Origin of the sequence: Butyrivibrio sp. DSM 10294 (assembly GCF_028539135.1) — a bacterium.
Taxonomy (GTDB): Bacteria; Bacillota; Clostridia; order Lachnospirales; family Lachnospiraceae; genus Butyrivibrio.
In genome coordinates this window covers 125,016-144,380 of record NZ_JANSWL010000072.1, presented here as the reverse complement: position 1 = coordinate 144,380, position 19,365 = coordinate 125,016, and the positions used below count along the sequence as shown (strand labels likewise).

15 protein-coding genes are annotated in these 19,365 nt (G+C 46.1%); 14 read left to right on the top strand and 1 reads right to left on the bottom strand.

Features of this window, described 5'->3' with window-relative positions; all coding sequences use genetic code 11:
* Positions 1 to 4: 4 nt before the first annotated feature.
* The 9 genes from NXH67_RS08085 to rpe all read left to right on the top strand — a co-directional run bounded on the left by NXH67_RS08085 (position 5) and on the right by rpe (position 8,820).
* Positions 5 to 1,042 carry a hypothetical protein gene (locus NXH67_RS08085; protein WP_272797039.1) on the top strand — a complete coding sequence of 346 codons (1,038 nt, stop codon included), beginning with the start codon at positions 5 to 7 and terminating at the stop codon, positions 1,040 to 1,042.
* A gap of 11 nt (positions 1,043 to 1,053) precedes the next feature.
* Positions 1,054 to 1,500: a restriction endonuclease gene (locus tag NXH67_RS08080; RefSeq protein ID WP_022778812.1), complete on the top strand. Its 447-nt coding sequence runs from the start codon at positions 1,054 to 1,056 to the stop codon at positions 1,498 to 1,500.
* Positions 1,497 to 2,312 (top strand): DNA-3-methyladenine glycosylase family protein, encoded by an 816-nt coding sequence (locus NXH67_RS08075; protein ID WP_272797038.1) that lies wholly within the window; start codon positions 1,497 to 1,499, stop codon positions 2,310 to 2,312. The genes NXH67_RS08080 and NXH67_RS08075 overlap by 4 nt, the downstream gene beginning before the upstream one ends.
* A 120-nt stretch (positions 2,313 to 2,432) precedes the next feature.
* The gene (locus NXH67_RS08070) at positions 2,433 to 3,509 is read left to right on the top strand and encodes a GntR family transcriptional regulator (protein ID WP_272797037.1); all 1,077 of its coding nucleotides are present in this window, start codon (positions 2,433 to 2,435) and stop codon (positions 3,507 to 3,509) included.
* A 25-nt stretch (positions 3,510 to 3,534) separates the two neighbouring features.
* On the top strand, positions 3,535 to 5,130 hold the full coding sequence (locus tag NXH67_RS08065; RefSeq protein WP_022778815.1) for a xylulokinase: 1,596 nt from the start codon (positions 3,535 to 3,537) through the stop codon (positions 5,128 to 5,130).
* Positions 5,131 to 5,460: 330 nt separating this feature from the next.
* Positions 5,461 to 6,156, top strand: coding sequence for an L-ribulose-5-phosphate 4-epimerase (locus NXH67_RS08060; protein WP_022778816.1), 696 nt, complete (start codon positions 5,461 to 5,463; stop codon positions 6,154 to 6,156).
* 224 nt (positions 6,157 to 6,380) lie between these two features.
* A complete protein-coding gene (locus NXH67_RS08055) occupies positions 6,381 to 7,211 on the top strand; it encodes a transketolase (protein WP_026668733.1) in 831 nt (276 codons plus the stop codon).
* Positions 7,212 to 7,225: 14 nt separating this feature from the next.
* Positions 7,226 to 8,167: a transketolase family protein gene (locus NXH67_RS08050; protein ID WP_022778818.1), complete on the top strand. Its 942-nt coding sequence runs from the start codon at positions 7,226 to 7,228 to the stop codon at positions 8,165 to 8,167.
* Positions 8,167 to 8,820 (top strand): ribulose-phosphate 3-epimerase, encoded by a 654-nt coding sequence (gene rpe, locus NXH67_RS08045; protein ID WP_272797036.1) that lies wholly within the window; start codon positions 8,167 to 8,169, stop codon positions 8,818 to 8,820. Before NXH67_RS08050 ends, rpe begins: the two co-directional genes overlap by 1 nt.
* Before the next feature lie 34 nt (positions 8,821 to 8,854).
* On the opposite strand, the gene NXH67_RS08040 is transcribed toward rpe, so the two are convergent.
* Entirely contained in the window at positions 8,855 to 9,793 is a 939-nt protein-coding gene (locus tag NXH67_RS08040; protein ID WP_272797035.1) for a hypothetical protein, read from the bottom strand.
* A gap of 246 nt (positions 9,794 to 10,039) precedes the next feature.
* Between NXH67_RS08040 and bglS the strand changes: the two genes are divergently transcribed.
* The 5 genes from bglS (at position 10,040) to NXH67_RS08010 (ending at position 19,264) form a co-directional block, all read left to right on the top strand.
* On the top strand, positions 10,040 to 11,332 hold the full coding sequence (gene bglS / locus NXH67_RS18300) for a beta-glucanase (protein ID WP_330676643.1): 1,293 nt from the start codon (positions 10,040 to 10,042) through the stop codon (positions 11,330 to 11,332).
* A gap of 204 nt (positions 11,333 to 11,536) precedes the next feature.
* Positions 11,537 to 12,778 (top strand): family 43 glycosylhydrolase, encoded by a 1,242-nt coding sequence (locus tag NXH67_RS08025; protein WP_272797034.1) that lies wholly within the window; start codon positions 11,537 to 11,539, stop codon positions 12,776 to 12,778.
* Positions 12,779 to 12,895: 117 nt separating this feature from the next.
* On the top strand, positions 12,896 to 16,438 hold the full coding sequence (locus NXH67_RS08020) for a leucine-rich repeat domain-containing protein (protein WP_272797033.1): 3,543 nt from the start codon (positions 12,896 to 12,898) through the stop codon (positions 16,436 to 16,438).
* A 147-nt stretch (positions 16,439 to 16,585) separates the two neighbouring features.
* On the top strand, positions 16,586 to 18,127 hold the full coding sequence (locus tag NXH67_RS08015) for a bifunctional metallophosphatase/5'-nucleotidase (RefSeq protein WP_272797032.1): 1,542 nt from the start codon (positions 16,586 to 16,588) through the stop codon (positions 18,125 to 18,127).
* Positions 18,128 to 18,388: 261 nt separating this feature from the next.
* Positions 18,389 to 19,264: a methionyl aminopeptidase gene (locus NXH67_RS08010; protein ID WP_022778825.1), complete on the top strand. Its 876-nt coding sequence runs from the start codon at positions 18,389 to 18,391 to the stop codon at positions 19,262 to 19,264.
* Positions 19,265 to 19,365: the final 101 nt, after the last annotated feature.

Below are 19,365 nucleotides of genomic sequence, written 5' to 3'. Positions count from 1 at the left end.
GCGGATGAAAGGATCCTCAAAATATATAAAGTTCATAGCGTTGGTGCTGGCACTTGTAGTTACGTTCCTTTTTGCCGACAGACTCCTTAGCTTCAAGACCATACACGGAATCCGTCAGGCGAGGGATCTGTATGTTCAGCCAAGGGACACCATAGATGTGGCTTTTCTTGGCTCCAGCCATGTTCATTATGATATGAACACCGCATATCTGTGGGAGAATTTCGGAATCGCCTCCTACGATTACAGCGCAGCGGAGCAGCCTCTTTGGATAACCTATTATTATCTGCAGGAGCTGTGCAAGTACCAGTCGCCTGGGCTCGTGGTGCTGGATCTGTACTCGCCGGCATCCTTCCACGATGAGTACCAGTATTACTATCTGACGGACAATCTTAACGGCGTCAGATTCTCCAAGACCAAGCTTGAGATGATCATGGCTTCAGCGGAGCCTGACAGGATATGGGACTTTTTTCCCTCCTTTGTGACCTGGCACCTTCGCTACAAGGAGCTTAACAAATATGACCTTGAGTACCTCTTTATGTCCAAGAAAGAGCGGCAGGCCTTCAAAGGCTTCACGCCCCATTTCAGAAATACTTATTACGAAGTTCCCTATTATGATTTTGAGCATGTAACGGTTCTTCCGCCCAAGACCGAGGAGTATCTACTTAAGATCATTGATTATTGCAAGGATAACGGTATTGAGCTGTATCTTGTGGTGAACCCTTACTACATAGATTCTCCGGAAGCCGGGTGTTACAACAGGATCAAGGAGATCGCGGCGGAGCAGGGAGTCAGATACGAGAACTTCAACCACTGGTATGACACCATGGGACTTGACTTCGCCACTGACTTAAACGATGCCTCCCATCTTAACTATGAGGGAAGCTGCAAGTATTCGGATTTCCTGGGACAGGTGATAAAAAGTCTCTATGATATTCCCGACAGAAGAGGGGATGAGCGCTATGAGTCCTGGGACAGACATGCGGCGTACATCCGGGGTCAGGTGGAGAGACAGGACAGCGAAGATGTAAATGAGAATAATTAAGGGGGCGTCAGATGGCAGGACAGATTACATTTCTTTTTATCGGAATGGGCATAGTGCTACTGGCGGCCCTTTTGTTTTGGATAATTAAGAGAAAAAGAAATAAGCCACTTCCCATGGATGAGATGGAGGGGCATGATTTTGAATATTACTGCGCAGACCTCTTGAAGGCCAACGGCTTTGTGGAGGCGGAGGTGACCAAGGGAAGCGGCGACTTCGGCGCAGACATCCTTGCGGAAAAAGACGGGATCACCTACGCCGTGCAGTGCAAGTGCTACGACAAGCCCATCGGCGTAAAAGCAGTCCAGGAGGTGTACGCAGGAAAAGACTTTTACGGCAGGATGGTGGGAGTTGTGATGACGAATCAGTATTTTACCCAGCCCGCGGTGGAGATGGCGACGAGATTGAATGTGATGCTGTGGGATAGGGGATATTTGGATAGTATGGAGAAGGATAAATGAGAGTAACAATTTCGGACGATTTTGATTTATTAAAGATTGCCGACAGCGGCCAGTGTTTCCGCTTCAATGCCTGTGGCGAGGGTTACACTGTCATGGCGGGGGATAAGTATCTTTTTATAAAGCAGGTAGGGGAGAATGAGTACGACCTTAGTTGCGGTGAAGAAGAATATGAGAACTTCTGGAAGGAGTATTTTGACCTGGGGCTTAATTACAGTGAACTGCGGGGAAGAATAGATCCTGAGGAAGATCCCTATCTTTTTGCTGCTGCAGAGTATGGCAAAGGAATTAGAATACTCAAGCAGGATCCCTGGGAGATGCTGATCTCCTTTATTATTTCCCAGAGGAAGAACATTCCTGCAATTAAGGCTTCCATCGAGAAGCTCTGTGCCAAGGTGGGCCGTGAAGCAGGCAGAACTCCCGAAGGTGAAGTGCTGTACGCATTTCCCACAGCAGCGGAGATTGCAGCTCTTTCTATGGAGGATCTGTCAGCCTGCAGTCTTGGCTACAGAGATAAATATGTTATGAAAGCCGCTCAGGATGTTGCCAGCGGCTATGTGAATCTGGACAGCTGGAAGAATCTTGATGACGCCGGACTGATGGAGAGATTGTTGGAGCTCTTTGGCGTGGGAGTTAAGGTTGCGAACTGCGAGATACTGTTTGGGTATCACAGACTTGATGCATTTCCCAGGGATGTGTGGATCAATAGGGTGCTGGAGCAGGAGTATGCGGATGGATTTAGGTTTGAGAAGTATAAGCCGTATAATGGGATAATGCAGCAGTATCTGTTCTTCTACTCCAGAACTACTATGTAAGGATGGCTTCCCTTATTCCCCATCAACTTGTACATATACAACTTCTCATAATTGTACACTTTTATCATTGCACATCTCCCCCTCCGGTCTTATGATTAAATGCGTGAGAGGGAGCGAATCGTGGCAAAATATCAGCAGGTTATTGATTGGATTAATCATAATATAGACAACGGCAGCCTCAAGCCCGGGGACAGAATTCCCTCGGAGAATGAGCTGTGTGAGCAGTTTGGACTTAGCCGCCAGACGGTAAGACATGCCATTTCACAGCTTTCCAAGGAAGGCCTTCTTGAGAGCATGAGAGGAAGCGGCACTTATGTTGCGGATCTTCATGCGGGCGAGGGTGAGAGAACCGTGGTGGCTGTTGTTACAACTTATGTGGACGATTACATTTTTCCCAGCACCATCAGAGGAATCGAGAATACTCTAAGTCAGAAGGGCTACTCCATGCAGCTGTCGTTTACCAACAACACTGCCACCAAGGAGCGTCAGATCCTCTCTGATCTCTCGGGGCGAACGGATATAGCCGGAGTCATCATGGAACCGGTTAAGAGCGCTCTTCCCAATCCTAACCTGGATCTGTACAAGAAGCTGACGGACAGAGGAGTTAAGCTTCTTTTCATAAACACTTTTTACCCGGAACTTGATATTCCCCACGTCTCAATAGACGACGAGGAATGCGCCTACAGAGCGGTGAAGGCTCTGATCGAGGCGGGACATAAGAATATAGGATGCGTTCTCAAGCTGGACGACGGCCAGGGAAGAGAGAGATACCGCGGGTATCTCAAGGCTATGACTGAGTACGGGCTCTCTTTTACCTATGACCATGTGAACTGGATTGACACCATAGACATCAAGGATGGACCAAGAGCCCTTATGAGGGTTCAGGAGAGGCTCAGGGACTGTACGGCTGTTTTTTGCTACAATGATCAGGTGGCGGGGCTTCTGATGCAGGTACTGTCTGAGGCAGGACTACAGCTACCGGAGGACATGTCGGTGGTTGGCATGGATGATTCGGATCTTGCCAAGACCGGTACCGTGGGAGTTCCGATATCTTCAATTCCACATCCCAAGGAGCTTCTTGGGGAGAAGGCAGCGCAGAACATGATACGTCTTATTCACGGCGGCAACGCATACTTTAATGCCACCTACGAATTTGCCGAGGACGTGATAATCAGGGAATCAATCAGCAGACGTTAATGATAAACAAACGGAGGAAAAAAGAATGGGAGACGTAAAAACACTAATTGCACAGGGAAAGACATTTCTCGGAATCGAGTTCGGTTCCACAAGAATCAAGGCAGTACTTACAGATGAGAAGTACACACCTATCGCTTCCGGCTCACATGGCTGGGAGAACAGACTTCAGGACGGAATCTGGACCTACACTCTGGAGGACATCTGGACAGGTCTTCAGGACTGCTACAAGAAGCTGGCAGAGGATGTTGAGAAGCAGTATGGGGAAAAGCTTACAACTGTAGGCGCTATGGGCTTCTCAGCTATGATGCATGGCTACATGGCTTTTGACAAGGAGGGAGAGCTTCTTGTTCCCTTCAGAACCTGGAGAAACACCATTACAGAAGAGGCTTCAGACAAGTTAACCGAACTCTTTGGCTATCACATCCCTCAGAGATGGAGCATTGCTCACCTCTATCAGGCAATCCTTAATAAGGAAGAGCATATCTCCAAGGTAGACTTCTTCACAACTCTTGCAGGTTACATTCACTGGCAGCTCACAGGGGAGAAGGTTCTGGGCGTAGGCGATGCTTCCGGAATGTTCCCTATTGATTCAGCAACCTGCGATTACAACGAGAAGATGCTTGATCAGTTCGACGAGCTTCTTGCAAAAGAGAATATCAGCTGGAAGATCAGAGAAGTACTTCCCAAGTCACTTCCCGCAGGTGAGAAGGCAGGCACTCTTACAGCAGAAGGTGCTAAGAAGCTTGATCCCACAGGAACACTTCAGGCAGGAATCCCTGTGTGTCCTCCCGAGGGAGATGCTGGCACAGGAATGGTTGCCACCAATTCAGTTGGCGTAAGAACAGGTAATATCTCAGCAGGAACTTCAGTATTTTCCATGGTTGTTCTTGAGCACAGCCTTTCCAAGGCATATCCTGAGCTTGACCTTGTAACAACACCAAGCGGCGAGGAAGTTGCCATGGTTCACTGCAACAACTGCACATCTGATCTGAATGCCTGGGTTGGACTTTTCAGAGAGTTCGCAGGTGCCATCGGACAGGATGTGGATGATGATACACTGTACGGAACACTTTATCGCAAAGCAATGGAAGGCGACGCAGATTGCGGCGGACTTCTTGCATATAACTATTTCTCAGGCGAGAGCATCACAGGCTTCAACGAGGGAAGACCTCTCTTTGTAAGAAGACCTGATGACAAGTTTAACCTTTCCAACTTCATGAGATGTCACCTTTACACAGCTCTCGGAGCGCTTAAGGCCGGTAACGACATCCTTATGAAGGAAGAGAACGTTAAGGCTGACTTCTTCTTTGGTCAGGGCGGCTTCTTCAAGGTAAGAGGCGTTGGTGACAGAGTAATGGCAGCAGCTCTCGACACACCTATCAAGCTCATGGAGACAGCAGGAGAGGGCGGCCCTTGGGGACAGGCAATCCTTGCAGGTTACATGTGCCAGAAGGCTGAGGGCGAGACCCTTGAGAACTACCTTAACAACAAGGTATTCGTAGGCGGCAAGGTTGAGACCTTTGAGCCTGTAGCTGAGGATGTTAAGGGATTCGATGAGTTTATGAAGGATTACAACGCAGGTCTGGCTGTAGAGAGAGCAGCAGTGGAGAACCTTAAGTAATCGCAGGGAGAGGTTCTTCGAATCCGGAGTATTGCTTGGTTCTGACGAGCGTAAACAAGAACAAAACTAAGCCAAATAGATACCTCGGCATATGAAATGCTTATATGGAAATATTTAATATGCATTAATCGTCAATTCTATAATACAAACTGGCAGAAATACATACGAAAGAATATGAAAAAAAGGCTTTCATATGTATGTGCAGGTGAAATTGCTTTAGATATCGGTAATTTTTCTGATCATAGGCATATTAAAACATTCTAACGGGCAGCGCTCATATGCTTTAGGCAAAAAAGAGAGATTTAGCATATCGTAATAAGGAGCATAACGATGTTAGAAGAATTAAAGAAAAAAGTATATGAAGCAAATATTCTGCTTCCCAAGTACGGTCTTGTTACCTTCACCTGGGGCAATGTAAGTGCCATCGACAGAGAGAGCGGCCTCTTCGTAATCAAGCCCAGCGGCGTTGACTACGAGACCATGACTCCCGATGACATGGTTGTTATGGACCTTAACGGCAAAAAGGTGGAGGGCAAGCTCAATCCATCCTCAGATACACCTACACACGTTGAGATCTACAAGGCTTTCAAGGAGGTGGGCGGCGTAGTTCACACCCACTCCTCCTATGCTACCAGCTGGGCCCAGGCAGGAAGAAGCATTCCCTGCTACGGAACAACCCACGCTGACTATTTCTATGGCGAGATCCCTTGTGTAAGATGTCTTACCAAGGACGAGATCGAGACAGCTTATGAGGAGAACACAGGACACCTCATCGTTAACGAGTTCAATCGCATGGGCAAAGATCCTGTGGCTGTTCCTGCAGTTCTTTGCAAGAACCACGGCGTATTCTCCTGGGGAAAAGATGCTCATGAGGCAGTTCACAACGCTGTTGTAACCGAGGAAGTTGCCAAGATGGCCTACAGATGCGAAGTTATCAATCCCAGAGTTCAGCCTGCACCTCAGGAGCTTCAGGACAAGCACTATTTCCGTAAGCACGGTGCTAATGCTTATTACGGCCAAAAGTAATCACTTAGCGAGGTATTTTCGAGCTTAGTGTACTACTTTGTTCTGGCGAGCGTAAGCGAGATCAGAACTACCATGTATACTTAGCGAGATTTTCAATGGCAACATAAGTAAAAACTTGAGCAATTTGTCTTATAGACGCATACATTTTCATGTGATAAATTGTAATTGCGTTTTGAGATTTGTTTAACAAAGTTTTCAATACAAAGGGGAAAGGAAGTATGGCTATGACCAATCTAGAATTAAAAAGAACAGCCAATGAAGTCCGCAAGGGCATTGTTACAGCGGTTCACGCAGCAGGCGCAGGACATCCGGGCGGATCTCTTTCTGCAGCAGATATTTTCACCTATCTTTATTTTGAAGAAATGAATATCGATCCTCAGGATCCTAAGAACCCTGATCGTGATCGTTTCGTACTCTCCAAGGGACACACAGCTCCCGGCCTTTACTCAGTAATGGCACAGAGAGGATACTTCCCTGTTGAGGAGCTTACCACACTTCGTAAGCTTGGTTCCAGACTTCAGGGACATCCCAGTATGCAGTATCTTCCCGGTCTTGATATGAGCAGCGGCTCTCTCGGACAGGGAATCTCAGTTGCCTGCGGTATGGCTCTTTCAGCCAAGCTTGACGGCAAGGATTACAGAACTTACACACTTCTCGGCGACGGTGAGATCGAAGAGGGACAGGTTTGGGAGGCAGCTATGTTCGCAGGCTTCCGTAAGCTTGATAACCTCGTAGTTATCGTTGATAACAACGGTCTTCAGATTGACGGACCTGTTGATCAGGTTTGCTCACCTTATCCTATTGACAAGAAGTTTGAGGCATTCAACTTCCATGTTATCAATGTTGATGCTCATGATTTCGATGCATTAAGAGCTGCCTTCAAGGAGGCAAGAGAGACTAAGGGTCAGCCTACAGCCATCATCGCTCATTCACTTAAGGGCAAGGGCGTTTCCTTCATGGAAGGCCAGGTTTCATGGCATGGTGTAGCACCTAATGACGAAGAGTATGCTAAGGCTATGGACGATCTTAACAAGATCGGCGAGTCACTGGCTTGATAGGAGGTAGGACGATGAGTGAAGTTAAGAAAATTGCTACCAGAGACAGCTATGGTAAAGAACTTATAGAGCTTGCCAAGGTTAACGACAAGGTTGTAGTACTTGACGCAGACCTTGCAGCAGCAACAAGAACAGGTTGGTTTAAGAAGGAGTTCCCCGATCGCCACATCGACTGCGGTATCGCAGAGTGCAACATGATGGGCATCGCAGCAGGACTTGCTACAACAGGCAAGATTCCTTTCGTCAGCACATTTGCTATGTTTGCTACAGGACGTGCTTTCGAGCAGGTTCGTAACTCCATCGGATACCCTCATCTCAACGTTAAGATCGGCGGAACACACGCAGGAATCACCGTTGGTGAGGACGGTGCCAGCCATCAGTGTAACGAGGATATCGCACTTATGCGCACTATCCCCGGAATGGTTGTTATGTGCCCTGCAGATGACATCGAGGCAAGAGCCTGCGTAAGAGCAGCAGCTGAGCACGAAGGCCCTGTTTACATCAGATTCGGCCGTGCAGCTTGCCCTGTTGTTAATGACAGACCTGATTACAAGTTTGAGATTGGAAAAGGTACTGTACTTAGAGAGGGTAAAGATGTTAGTATTATAGCTACAGGTATCGGTGTCGGAGCAGCCCTTGAGGCAGCTGAGAAACTCTCAGCTGACGGCATCGAGGCAGAAGTAGTTAACATCTGCACAATCAAGCCTATCGACAGAGAGCTTGTTGTAGCAACAGCCAAGAAGACCGGCAAGGTTGTTACAGTTGAGGAGCACTCAGTTATCGGTGGTCTCGGAAGTGCAGTAAGTGATGTTCTCGCAGAAGAGTGCCCTACACTTGTTAAGAAGATCGGTATGCAGGATAAGTTCGGTGAGTCCGGATCTGCAGCAGCTCTTGTTAAGAAGTACGGTCTCGACGGAGACGGTGTTTATACATCAGTAAAGGAATTTTTGAAATAATGATGAATATTTTAAGTCCCTCAATTTTGGCTGCCGATGTTGCTAACCTCGGTGAGCAGATCACAGCAGCTGACAAGGCGGGAGCTCAGTATATTCATATCGATGTTATGGATGGCACATTTGTGCCATCCATTTCCTATGGTATGAATGTTGTTCAGGGGCTTCGCAAAGTAACAGACAAGGTATTTGACGTGCACCTTATGATCACGGAGCCCATCAGATACATTGAGGAGTTCGCCAAGGCAGGCTCCGACATTATCACCTTCCATTTAGAGGCCGCCTCTGATGTACAGGCAGTTATCGACAAGATCCACAGCCTGGGCAAAAAGGCAGGAATCTCCATCAAGCCCGCAACTCCTGTTTCCGAGCTTCTTCCCTATCTTGATAAGGTAGAGATGATCCTTGTTATGACAGTGGAACCCGGCTTTGGCGGACAGGCTTTCATGCCTCCCTGTGGTGAGAAGGTTAAGGAGCTTCGCGGTATACTTAACGAGCGAGGTCTTTCCACCGACATAGAAGTTGATGGTGGTATTTATCTTAGCAACCTCAAGGAAGTTCTTGATGACGGAGCCAACGTAATTGTTTCCGGATCCGGTATATTCAAGGGCGATGTTACAGAGATTGTTTCTGAATATCTCAAGATAATGGCATAAAAAGAGGTCCCCTAGGGGACCTTTTTTAAGTTATTCATATGCATTTGTCGCATAAGCATTCCTTGGTGTTATTTTCTGTAATAGCATTTTCGTTGTCGACGTAAATATGCTTTGCGGGATAGTACTGAGGTTTCTTTTTTCTGTGTCTGAAGATCATTCCCTTCCAGATCTTGTAGAAGATGATTGCTTCAACAAACAGAACGATAAATCCAACTGCCAGGGCCATGAATACCATAATAACTTCGCCGATGCCATCGATAAAATTGAGCCAGAACTGCTTGATGCCAAGTCCCAGTCTTGCAATGAAGGGGCGGCGGGTGCTATAGCTTATGTTGACCCTAAGGCTGGCATATTTCAGTGTGCGATCAAGCTCTTTCTGAGTGATGACATTGCTGTTGTAGGAGCTCTGGTCGTAGGAATCGACAATCTGATAACCCTGATAGTTAGTTATCTTCTGAGAATAAGTGGTTACAATGAAATGGTTGTCTTTGCAAAAATTCTCAAGACTGTCTGTAATAACGGGAATCTTGTCGTTGGGAATCTCAACGGTAAAAGACAAAGTACCTGTGGCAGTATATTCTTTTTCTGAGTCTGAAATATAGTCATCGGCGGGATTGATCACATATCCATTGTACTTGTTATCAACATTTTCAATGAAGCCGCCGTTTTCATTAACGAGCTTTTGTACAGATTCGTAATAGTCAAGCATGTCCTGCTTGGTCTTAGTCGTGTTTCCATTTGCTGCAAAATTATAGGAATAATCTGCGAAGTCACCTGAGATGGTGGTGGATGAATAATCGCCGCCTGTTGATTTGGAAGCGGATTCGCTTACGACGAAGAAACTATCCGATGATCCGGGCGCGACGCTTACGGATTCGGATTCCATAGCCGGGGCTTCATGATATGAATCGCCGCAGCCGGTGAGTAATGCCAGAGTAAGAAGCGGTATCAGCAACAGTTTTCTTTTTTTCATACAGTCCTCCTTGCGACGGCTGTGACGTCAGACCGTCAATACATCTACATATGATTCTAAAGTATAGCAATCGCCAAGGATGCGATGTAGCCTTTATTCGGCAAAATGAGCTGCGGCAAATGGCGAAAAAGAGGAATTAAGACGAAGAGCCATTTAAATATTCGCAATATTCTGACATTTTTTACAAGATTTTAATATATTTGTAATATTTCTGTAGCTATTATTGTGGATAAGGAGGTGTTTTGTATGAGAAGAAAAATTATGTCACTTGTATTGGGAACTGTTTTGGCATTGGGAACTCTTATTGGGGGAGCTGTCAATGCATCTGCCGCGAGTGCTTGGGGTGGCACACACGACGGAATGGCGCTGGATTATCACGACAGCAGCAAATTTGACATGGCAACCTGGAGCAACGGAGGAATGTTCAATTGCACATTTTCACCGAACAACATTGCATTCAGGAATGGTCAGATGGCAATCACCATCGACCGGAACTGGCAGGGTTACACAGCAGGCGAGTACCGCACCAAGAATTATTACGGCTACGGACTGTTCCAGGTTAACATGAAGCCTATCAAGAATCCCGGCGTTGTTTCATCCTTTTTTACCTACACAGGTCCAAGTGATGGGACAAAATGGGACGAGATCGATATCGAGTTCCTGGGAAAAGACACTACGAAGGTGCAGTTCAACTACTATACCAACGGACAGGGCAACCACGAGTATCTGTACAATCTTGGGTTTGATGCTTCCCAGAGTTTCCACACTTATGGATTTGACTGGAGACAGGGCAGCATAACCTGGTACGTTGACGGTAAGGCCGTTTATACGGCAACAAGGGATATTCCCACCACACCTGGCAAGATAATGATGAATGCCTGGAATGGAACCGGTGTTGATGACTGGCTTGATGCTTACAACGGAAGAACCGGGATAACGGCTTATTATGACTGGGCATCCTATGATGCAAGTTCAGGCGGTGGCAGCAATTCCGGAAATAATAATTCCGGAAATAATAACTCCGGCAACAATAACTCAGGTAACAATAATTCAGGTAATAACAATTCCGGAAACAACAATTCGGGAAATACCAATTCCGGAGCTATGTTTGATTCATCCAAGGCATACAAGATCGTGAACTTCGCAAGCTCTATGGCAATGGATGTTCAGGGCAACAGAAGAGACAACGGAACCAACGTACTTCAGTATTACTACAGAGGTAATGCCAACCAGAAATGGTATTTTGTAAAAGAGGGCAACTACTACATTATTAAGAATGCCTCCACGGGCAAGGCCCTGTCGGTGCAGGATTCAGCTTCCTGGGATGGAGCTAATGTATATCAGTGGGATTATTACGGCGACGATAGCCAGAAGTGGGAAATTTATGCTGCAGCCAATAATACCTACAAGATCATCAACCACAAGAGCGGCAAGTGCCTCAATATCGCATATGGCAGCAACAGTGCCAATGCGAACATCGAGCAGTACAAGGATGTATCATCCAACTACGAGCGCTGGTGGATCGATATCGCAAATTAATTATTAAGCCGAAAAACTATATGCGGGACAAAATCAGCAGCCCGTAGGAAGTATATGGCCGCCGAAGAAATGTCACCTTGTTAATCAGAAGGCGGCAATCAAGGAGAGCAAGATGTAGCGGACTTTCAGCAAAATGGCGGTGGATTCGTGGAGGAAATCAGAATATGATGTGAAAAGATAAGGTTTATTAAAGGAATTAAAGATATGAGTGATAGGAGCAAGAGGTGGATTCTTTCAGGGCTGCTGGCGGCGATGTTGATGGTGGGGATGCTGGGATGCGTCACCGGGAATGAGGCAGGCAGCAGTCAGGAACCGGATACTTCAGTAGGAGAAGCCGGTGTTGAGGAAGTCAGGGTGGATGAATCTGTAGCAGAGGAGAATGCATCAGAGGATACAGCATCAGAGGATACAACAGAGGAATCAGAGGTGGTGGAATCTACGCAGGAATCCAGTACAGAAGAATCCGGAGATAGCGCAAGTAAGGAAAGAGGGGAAGAGACTAAAATGGCAGAAGTAAAGAATGAAGAGAAGAATTTTCATGAGAATCCGATAGTAAGGAACATCTACACGGCAGATCCGGCGCCTATGGTGTATGGAGATACGCTTTATCTTTATACAACTCATGATGAGGATGAGCTGGTCAATGATTTTTACACCATGAAGGATTGGAGATGTTTTTCCACCAAGGATATGGTGAACTGGGAGGACCACGGCTGCATTTTTTCACTGGATGATATCGGCTGGGCGGATGACAGAGCCTGGGCGCCCCAGTGCATTGAGAGAAACGGCAAGTTCTATCTGTACTGTCCAGTGCACAAGAGAAATGGTGGAATGGCCATTGCAGTAGGTATTTCGGACAGCCCCGCAGGTCCTTTCAGGGATCTGGGACATCCGCTTGTTGATGAGGGTGATTGGAACGACATAGATCCCACTGTATTTATCGATGATGACGGGCGGGCTTATCTGTACTTCGGCAATCCTGAGCTTAGATATGTTCTTCTTAATGAAAACATGATCTCTTATGACAAAGAAGTGGGCATCGTTAAGGTTCCCATGACAGAGGAATCTTTTGCAAAAGGAAGTCATGACACAGGCACTTCCTATGGCGAGGGCCCTTGGTTCTACAAAAGGGACGGTCTCTACTATATGGTATATGCTGCCTTCGGCGAGGGCAAAAATATGGAGCACCTTGCTTATTCCACTTCGGAAGGCCCTACAGGCCCATGGGTTTATGGGGGAGTTCTAATGGATGAGAAGGATGGCGTATTTACTAACCATCCGGGAATCTGCGATTTCAAGGGACATTCCTATCTCTTTTACCACACAGGAGATCTGCCCGGAGGAAGCCTTTTCCACAGAAGTGTGTGCGTTGCTGAGTTTAACTACAATGAGGACGGCACAATTGATGTGATTCCCAAATGCAGCGGAGTCAGCAGAATAGATTGATGTAAAACCCATTAGAATTCACAGATTGTTCATGAATGAGGCGGTTAATCCGCTTGTATATACGCTTACCGTGGTGCTAAAATATCGATATTTGAAGTATCATGGGAGGACGTAAGTATGGGAAAAGTGTTAGCCAGAATAACACCAATATTATTATCCGCTTTTTTGGCGGCTGAGAGCGCAGTTTGTCTGCCTGAGCAGGTATATGCCTGTGAGGACGGGGCTGCGCTTTTTGAATGCGAAGATTTTGCAATAGATGAAACTGCTAAAGAGGAAGAAGCAGTAGAAATCGAAGAAGTACAATTAGAAGAAACTGAGACAGAAGAGACTGAGACAGAAGAGACTGAATTCGAAGATGTTGAATTAGAGGAGTCAGAAACAGAAGAAGCAGACGATGAGACAGATTCAGAATTAGCAGACGATGAAGACATTGACGATGCTGCTTTTCAGGGAGAGGTTACAACCAGGGATGAAGTGTTCCTGGAAGGAAAGTGCGGAGATAACCTTCAGTATCAGGTGATGAATCATTATACTACTGAGGTTAATGGCGGCCATGAGTTTACAAGCAAAAAAGTGATCATGAAGATCTCCGGCAGCGGCGAGATGTATGATTATTCTAAGGATAATCTTGCGCCATGGGCCAGTGAGTGGACGAATGTTTCTGAGATTACCTTTGAAGAGGGAATTACCAGCATCGGAGATTATGCCTTCTGTATGGCAATTCGCGGTCATGTGATACATAGTCCGGCAATTAAGCTGCCAAGTACTGTGAAGAGAGTAGGTAATCATGCATTTTATGGTACGGATCTTAGGTACGTGAAACTGCCTGAGGTTATGGATAGTGTTGGGGACTGTGCTTTTGCCAACTGCTCTCTTAGCACATATGCAAACAATGAAGTCGTTTTTCCCAAGACTATAAGATATATTGGAAAATATGCTTTTGCCGGTGCGCCTTTCAAGAATGGTATAGAGTTTAATGGAACAGAAGTAATTGATGATTCAGCTTTTTCCGGATGTAAGATTTCCGGGATTACATTTTCTGATTCTTTGAAGAAGATCGGAAGTGAGGCTTTTAAGGATGTTAAGTTAAGTCAGGCAGAGCTGACATTTCCGGTTGGATTGGAATACATAGGAGACAGGGCTTTTTACAATGCGAAGGCTTATAAAGTGGCCTTTAGAGGAGATGTTCCTGAGACATTGGGTAAGGATGTGTTTTTACACTTTGGTGCAGGCCCCACAGGCAGGGAACTTGTAATACGCTATCCTGTTGAATACCACAAGTGGGAGGAAGTTGTAAACGGTGATTATACCGAATGGACAGGAAGGGAAGTACAGTTTGAGGCTTATAAGAGCATTTTGAAGGCGCATTTCCATGACCCCTACGGAAATGTTATTGAGCAGATATACACAACTGAGAGCGTGCTTGTTGCTCCTGAGCTTGTGCTCAAAGAGGGAGACAAGCTGTATGGCTGGTACTCAGATGCTTATAATCAGTGCGTAGAAACAAGATGGAACTTTGAAACAGAGATTAAGGATGATGTCGATCTGTATGCAAGACTTGAGACAGCTGACTGCAGAGTTATGTTTGATACCGGATGTGACGCTGTCGTTCCCTATCAGATCATTCCCGGCGGCAAAACAGCTGTAATGCCGGCAAGTCCTAAGTGTGATGGCAAAATCTTCGTGCGTTGGGAGGACAAAAACGCTCCCGGCAAGGAGTTTGACTTCAGGACACCGTTATATGAAGATACAACACTTGTCGCTGTCTGGAGAGAGCCCGGAGTTGTGACCTGTTATGGCTATAAGTCCAGCGTTGAGTTTACCGGTTTTCCCGTCACATTCCCGGATCTTAAGGTGTTTTTGGACGAAGAAGAGCTCGCTTACGGAAGAGATTATACTGTGGACAATCATAACATTATAAATGCCGGACTTCATTCTTTTGCGGTTAAGCTTCAGGGCGATTATTCAGGCACAATCGGCCAGCTGTATTTTATCGATCGGGCAGTGCTTTCTGACGATCCTGATAAGACCAATGTATATTTTGCAAAGACGTGTCCGGTTCTTAAATACAATGGTAAGGTTCAGAAACCCAAGCCTGTGCTTAAGCTTAAATCCAAAGATGGTGAATACACCTTGAAGGAAGGCAGGGATTACACGCTGACCTATCCGCATACCGATAAAAAGTACGATGAGTATGATCCGGATGCTTATGAGTATGATCCGGATGCTTTCAAGGCACCGGGAGATTATGATGTTGTGATTGAAGGTAAGGGCAATTTTGCCGGAACTATGACGTGTTCAGTGACCATAAGTAAGCTGAAGGACTTCAGCAAGTGCAGCGTAAAGGTCTTGGAGGACTGTACATATACAGGAGAAGCGGAAATTCCCAGGCTTCTTGTAAAATACGGTAAAAAAGTATTGAAATGTTATGTGGATGACGAGTTTTATGGATGGGAGGAAGGAGATTACTATTACGAGTTAGGCAACTGTATCAATACCGGTATAGGTACGCTATATTTGTACCCGGTTGATACAAACACCTATTGCGGTGTGAAGGTTGTCCACTACAATATTGTGGGCACATCAATCAAGGACGCAGAAATCTCCGGAGTGGAAGACCTGGCGTATACAGGACAGAGCCGAATCCAGAAGAATCTGACTGTATCTTATGACGGCAAGGTCCTTCAGGGGATGCCAAGATATGAATTTGAAGCCGGAATGGCTAATCCCGACTATCCGGAATATCCTGACTGTAAGTATACCTATGAGTATATCAATAACGTGAAGATAGGTACTGCCAAGCTGGTGATCAAGGGCGTAAACGGTTTTTCCGGAGAGGTGACGATTCCCTTTAAGATTACAAAACCTTACATTACAAAGCTCGATACTATTGATATTCAGGAAAATGTAAGATACAGCTATAAAGGCGCTGAGCCCGAGGTTAAGCTTGTTGATGGCAGATATAGACTTGTTGAAGGAAAGGATTATTCCGTTAAGCTCTCAGGAAACAAGAAGCCGGGCACAGGCAAGATTGTGATCAAAGGAAAGGGTAATTATATCGGAACTATTACCGGGACCTTTGAAATAACTGCAAATGATCTTGGCAGCTCAGAAGTAACTGCTAAGGATATAGCTTTCAGAAAGAGCGCCTACATCAAACCGTCTGATCTGAGAATCATGGATGACCGCGGAAACAAGCTGAGGGTCGGCAAGGATATTGCCAAGGATATCACCTATAGCTATGCCAAGGATTGCGTAGTCATTCAGAAGGATGAAAAGGTCAAAAGAAATGCAGGTGACCCTGTTGATAAGAAGGATTGCCTTCAGTCAGGGACTGTTGTGAATTGCACCATTAAGGGCCTTTCCAATTACACCGGCGAGACTACTGTTACTTTCAGAATCATGGATAAACTCATAGATTACGCCAAGGTAACCATTAAGGATCAAGCTTATACTTCAATAGCAGTGGTTCCTGACAAAAAGAGTATAAGAGTAACGCTTGGTAAAACAGTACTTGACGATGATGACTATGAAATTGTCGGATGCACTAATAATGTTAGAGCAGGAAAAGCTACAATAACCCTCAAAGGCAAGGGCAATTACGGCGGAACTGTGACTGCTGCATTTAACATAACGCCAATGAAGACAAGACGTTACTAGAGTTTCCATTGACGAAATTTAGATGGTAAACTATAATAAAGTGCTCATGTGGGGAGGAGACTCTTCGCATGAGCATTTATTTTACTTTACTAAAGTGACAGGCACTATGGCAGGCTAAAGTGACAGGCACTGTTAAGAGGTATAGGAATGAGAATAATTTTTACATCTGATACACATGGACATTTGTTTCCGATAAATTATGCGAAGGACAAGGCTGAGAAATCGGGGCTTTTTTGCCTGGCGTCGCAGATAGAGAAGGACGGCAATACGCTGGTGCTTGATGGAGGAGATTCCCTGCAGGGAACGCCGCTTCTGTCATATTATCTTGAGCACAAGGATGAGTATGACTTCAATCCGATGGCTGAGGGATTCAATGCCATGGGGCTGGATTACTATACTCTGGGCAATCATGACTTCAACTTCGGATACGAAGCAATTGCTGATTATGCCAAGTATATGAAGGCTCAGCTTATCAGCTGCAACGTGACAGACCTTGGGGGAGAGCTGGATATCAAAAAGAATGTGATCCACACCCTGGAAGATGGAACAAGAGTAGGTATAACCGCTGCAGTTACAGGATTTGTCAATGTTTGGGAGGCAAAAGAGCACCTTGAGAAGATCACTGTTTCCGAGCCTCTTCCTGCGATAAAAGAGCAGTATGAGTACCTTAAGGATAAATGCGACATCACAGTCTGCATCTATCATGGAGGCTTTGAGGAAGACTTACAGACAGGAAGACTTCTGTCTCAGACCGCTGAGAATCAGGCCTGCAGGATCATGAGAGAGATGGGATTTGACATTCTGCTCACCGGTCATCAGCATATTCCGGTTGAGGGCGTTACCATAGAGGGGACCTATGGCGTTCAGCCTCCGTCAAATGCGCTTAAATACTGCTATCTTGAGGCAAAAACTCCTGTGAATAAGGCTGAGGGCCTTGGCGTGACATCAAGTCTTGTTTCTGTAAAAGAGCCTGATGAGAGATATGAAGAGCTGGCAAAAGAGCATTCTTTCATGAACGAACTTACCGATAAAGTCCAGACCTGGCTTGACGAGCCAATCGGAAGCCTCGCAGAGGCCATTGCTCCCGAGCCAAAGCTTGAGACAGCCCTTAGCGGCAGCAAGGTTGCATCCATTTTTAACCAGGTTCAGCTGGAAAAAACAGGAGCAGACTTCTCCTGCACTTCTTTGGCCAACGATCCTCTTGGACTTAAGAAGGATATTACAGTAAGAGACGTGCTGGGAATCTACCAGTTTGCCAATACTATAGAAGTTAAGGAAGTTACCAAGGCAGTGCTGAAGCAGGCCCTTGAGAGAAGCGCAGAATACTTTGACTATAATGCTAAGACCGGCGAAGTTAAGGTTTCAAACATCTTCCTTCAGCCAAAGGTTGAGCATTATAACTACGATTATTACGCAGGCCTTGAGTACACCTTTGACCTTAGAAGACCTGTGGGAGACAGGGTTGTGACTCTTCGTAAAATAGACGGAACAGAGCTGTCAGATACCGAGACCTACACCCTCGTAACCAGCAACTACAGAGCCACAGGAACCGGCGGCTACAAATGCATCGGCGACAGCAAGACCATCCGCAGCACCACCGACGAGATGCCTGATCTTCTCATCGACTTTATCCGCCGCCACACCCCCGTACCCGAGATCCACAATAGCAAATTCACCTGTATCAGATAATATAGCATTTATACCGAGCCATGGCCTCAATCACAGCGGTCATGGCTTTTTTTATTTCCCAATATCTTATCTTCCTCACAAAAAACAGCACAGGCTCGGGGTGGGAGGCGCACGAAAACAAGCTTTTTTACGGTGGTTATATGTTCCTAGCTGTATCATCAAAAGACTTCTTCTCCAGGGATAGAAGGTTTGACAATTTGTGCGAGGGAAGGCATACTATAGTAGAGTTTTTATCGATTTTTATAAGAAGAAGGTCTTAAAATGTATAAGAGATTAGAGCGAAACGATCCCTGCTGGTGCGGCAGCGGCAAGAAGTACAAGAGCTGCCATGCTGCCTTTGACGACAAGCTCATCAGCTTCGAGCATCAGGGCATCAAGATCCCGGACAGAGGATTATTCAAAACCGAAAAGGATATTGAAGGCATCAAAAAGAGCGCCGTTATCAACATGGCTGTTCTTGATGAGGTCGGCGACAAGATCAGAGCCGGCATGTCGACTCAGCAGATAGACGACATAGTTAACGAGGTCACCAGGAAGATGGGGGGCACCCCAGCGGACTTAAATTATGAGGGCTTTCCCAAGAGTGTTTGCACCTCAATCAATGATGAAGTTTGCCATGGTATCCCTTCTGATGACATCATCCTGAAGGATGGCGATATTATTAACGTAGACTGTTCCACAATTCTCGACGGATATTTCTCAGATTCATCACGAATGTTCTGCATCGGTGATGTTTCTCCCGAGAAGAAGAGACTTGTCGATGTGACAAAAGAGTGCGTTGAAGTGGGTCTTAAGGCAGTTATTCCCTGGACTCCCATCGGAGATATGGGCTACGCTGTTCACCAGCACGCACTTAAAAACGGATATACAGTAGTCAGGGAAATCGGCGGCCACGGCTGCGGCAACGCTTTCCATGAGGAGCCTTTTGTAAGCTACGTCAGCAAAAAAGGCACAGGAATGCTGATGGTTCCCGGTATGGTATTCACCATCGAACCTATGGTAAATATGGGCAAGCAGGAGATCTTCATCGATGATGAGAACGACTGGACCGTATACACCCAGGATGGAATGCCTTCCGCACAGTGGGAAGTAGAGATCCTTGTCACCGAGACAGGCTACGAATTACTATGCTGGTAAAAGTAATCACCTGGCGAGGTCCTTTCGAGCCTGGTGTACTACTTTGTTCCGGAAAACGCATTAGCGTTTTAGCGGAACTTCCATATGAAAAAAGTAAGGAA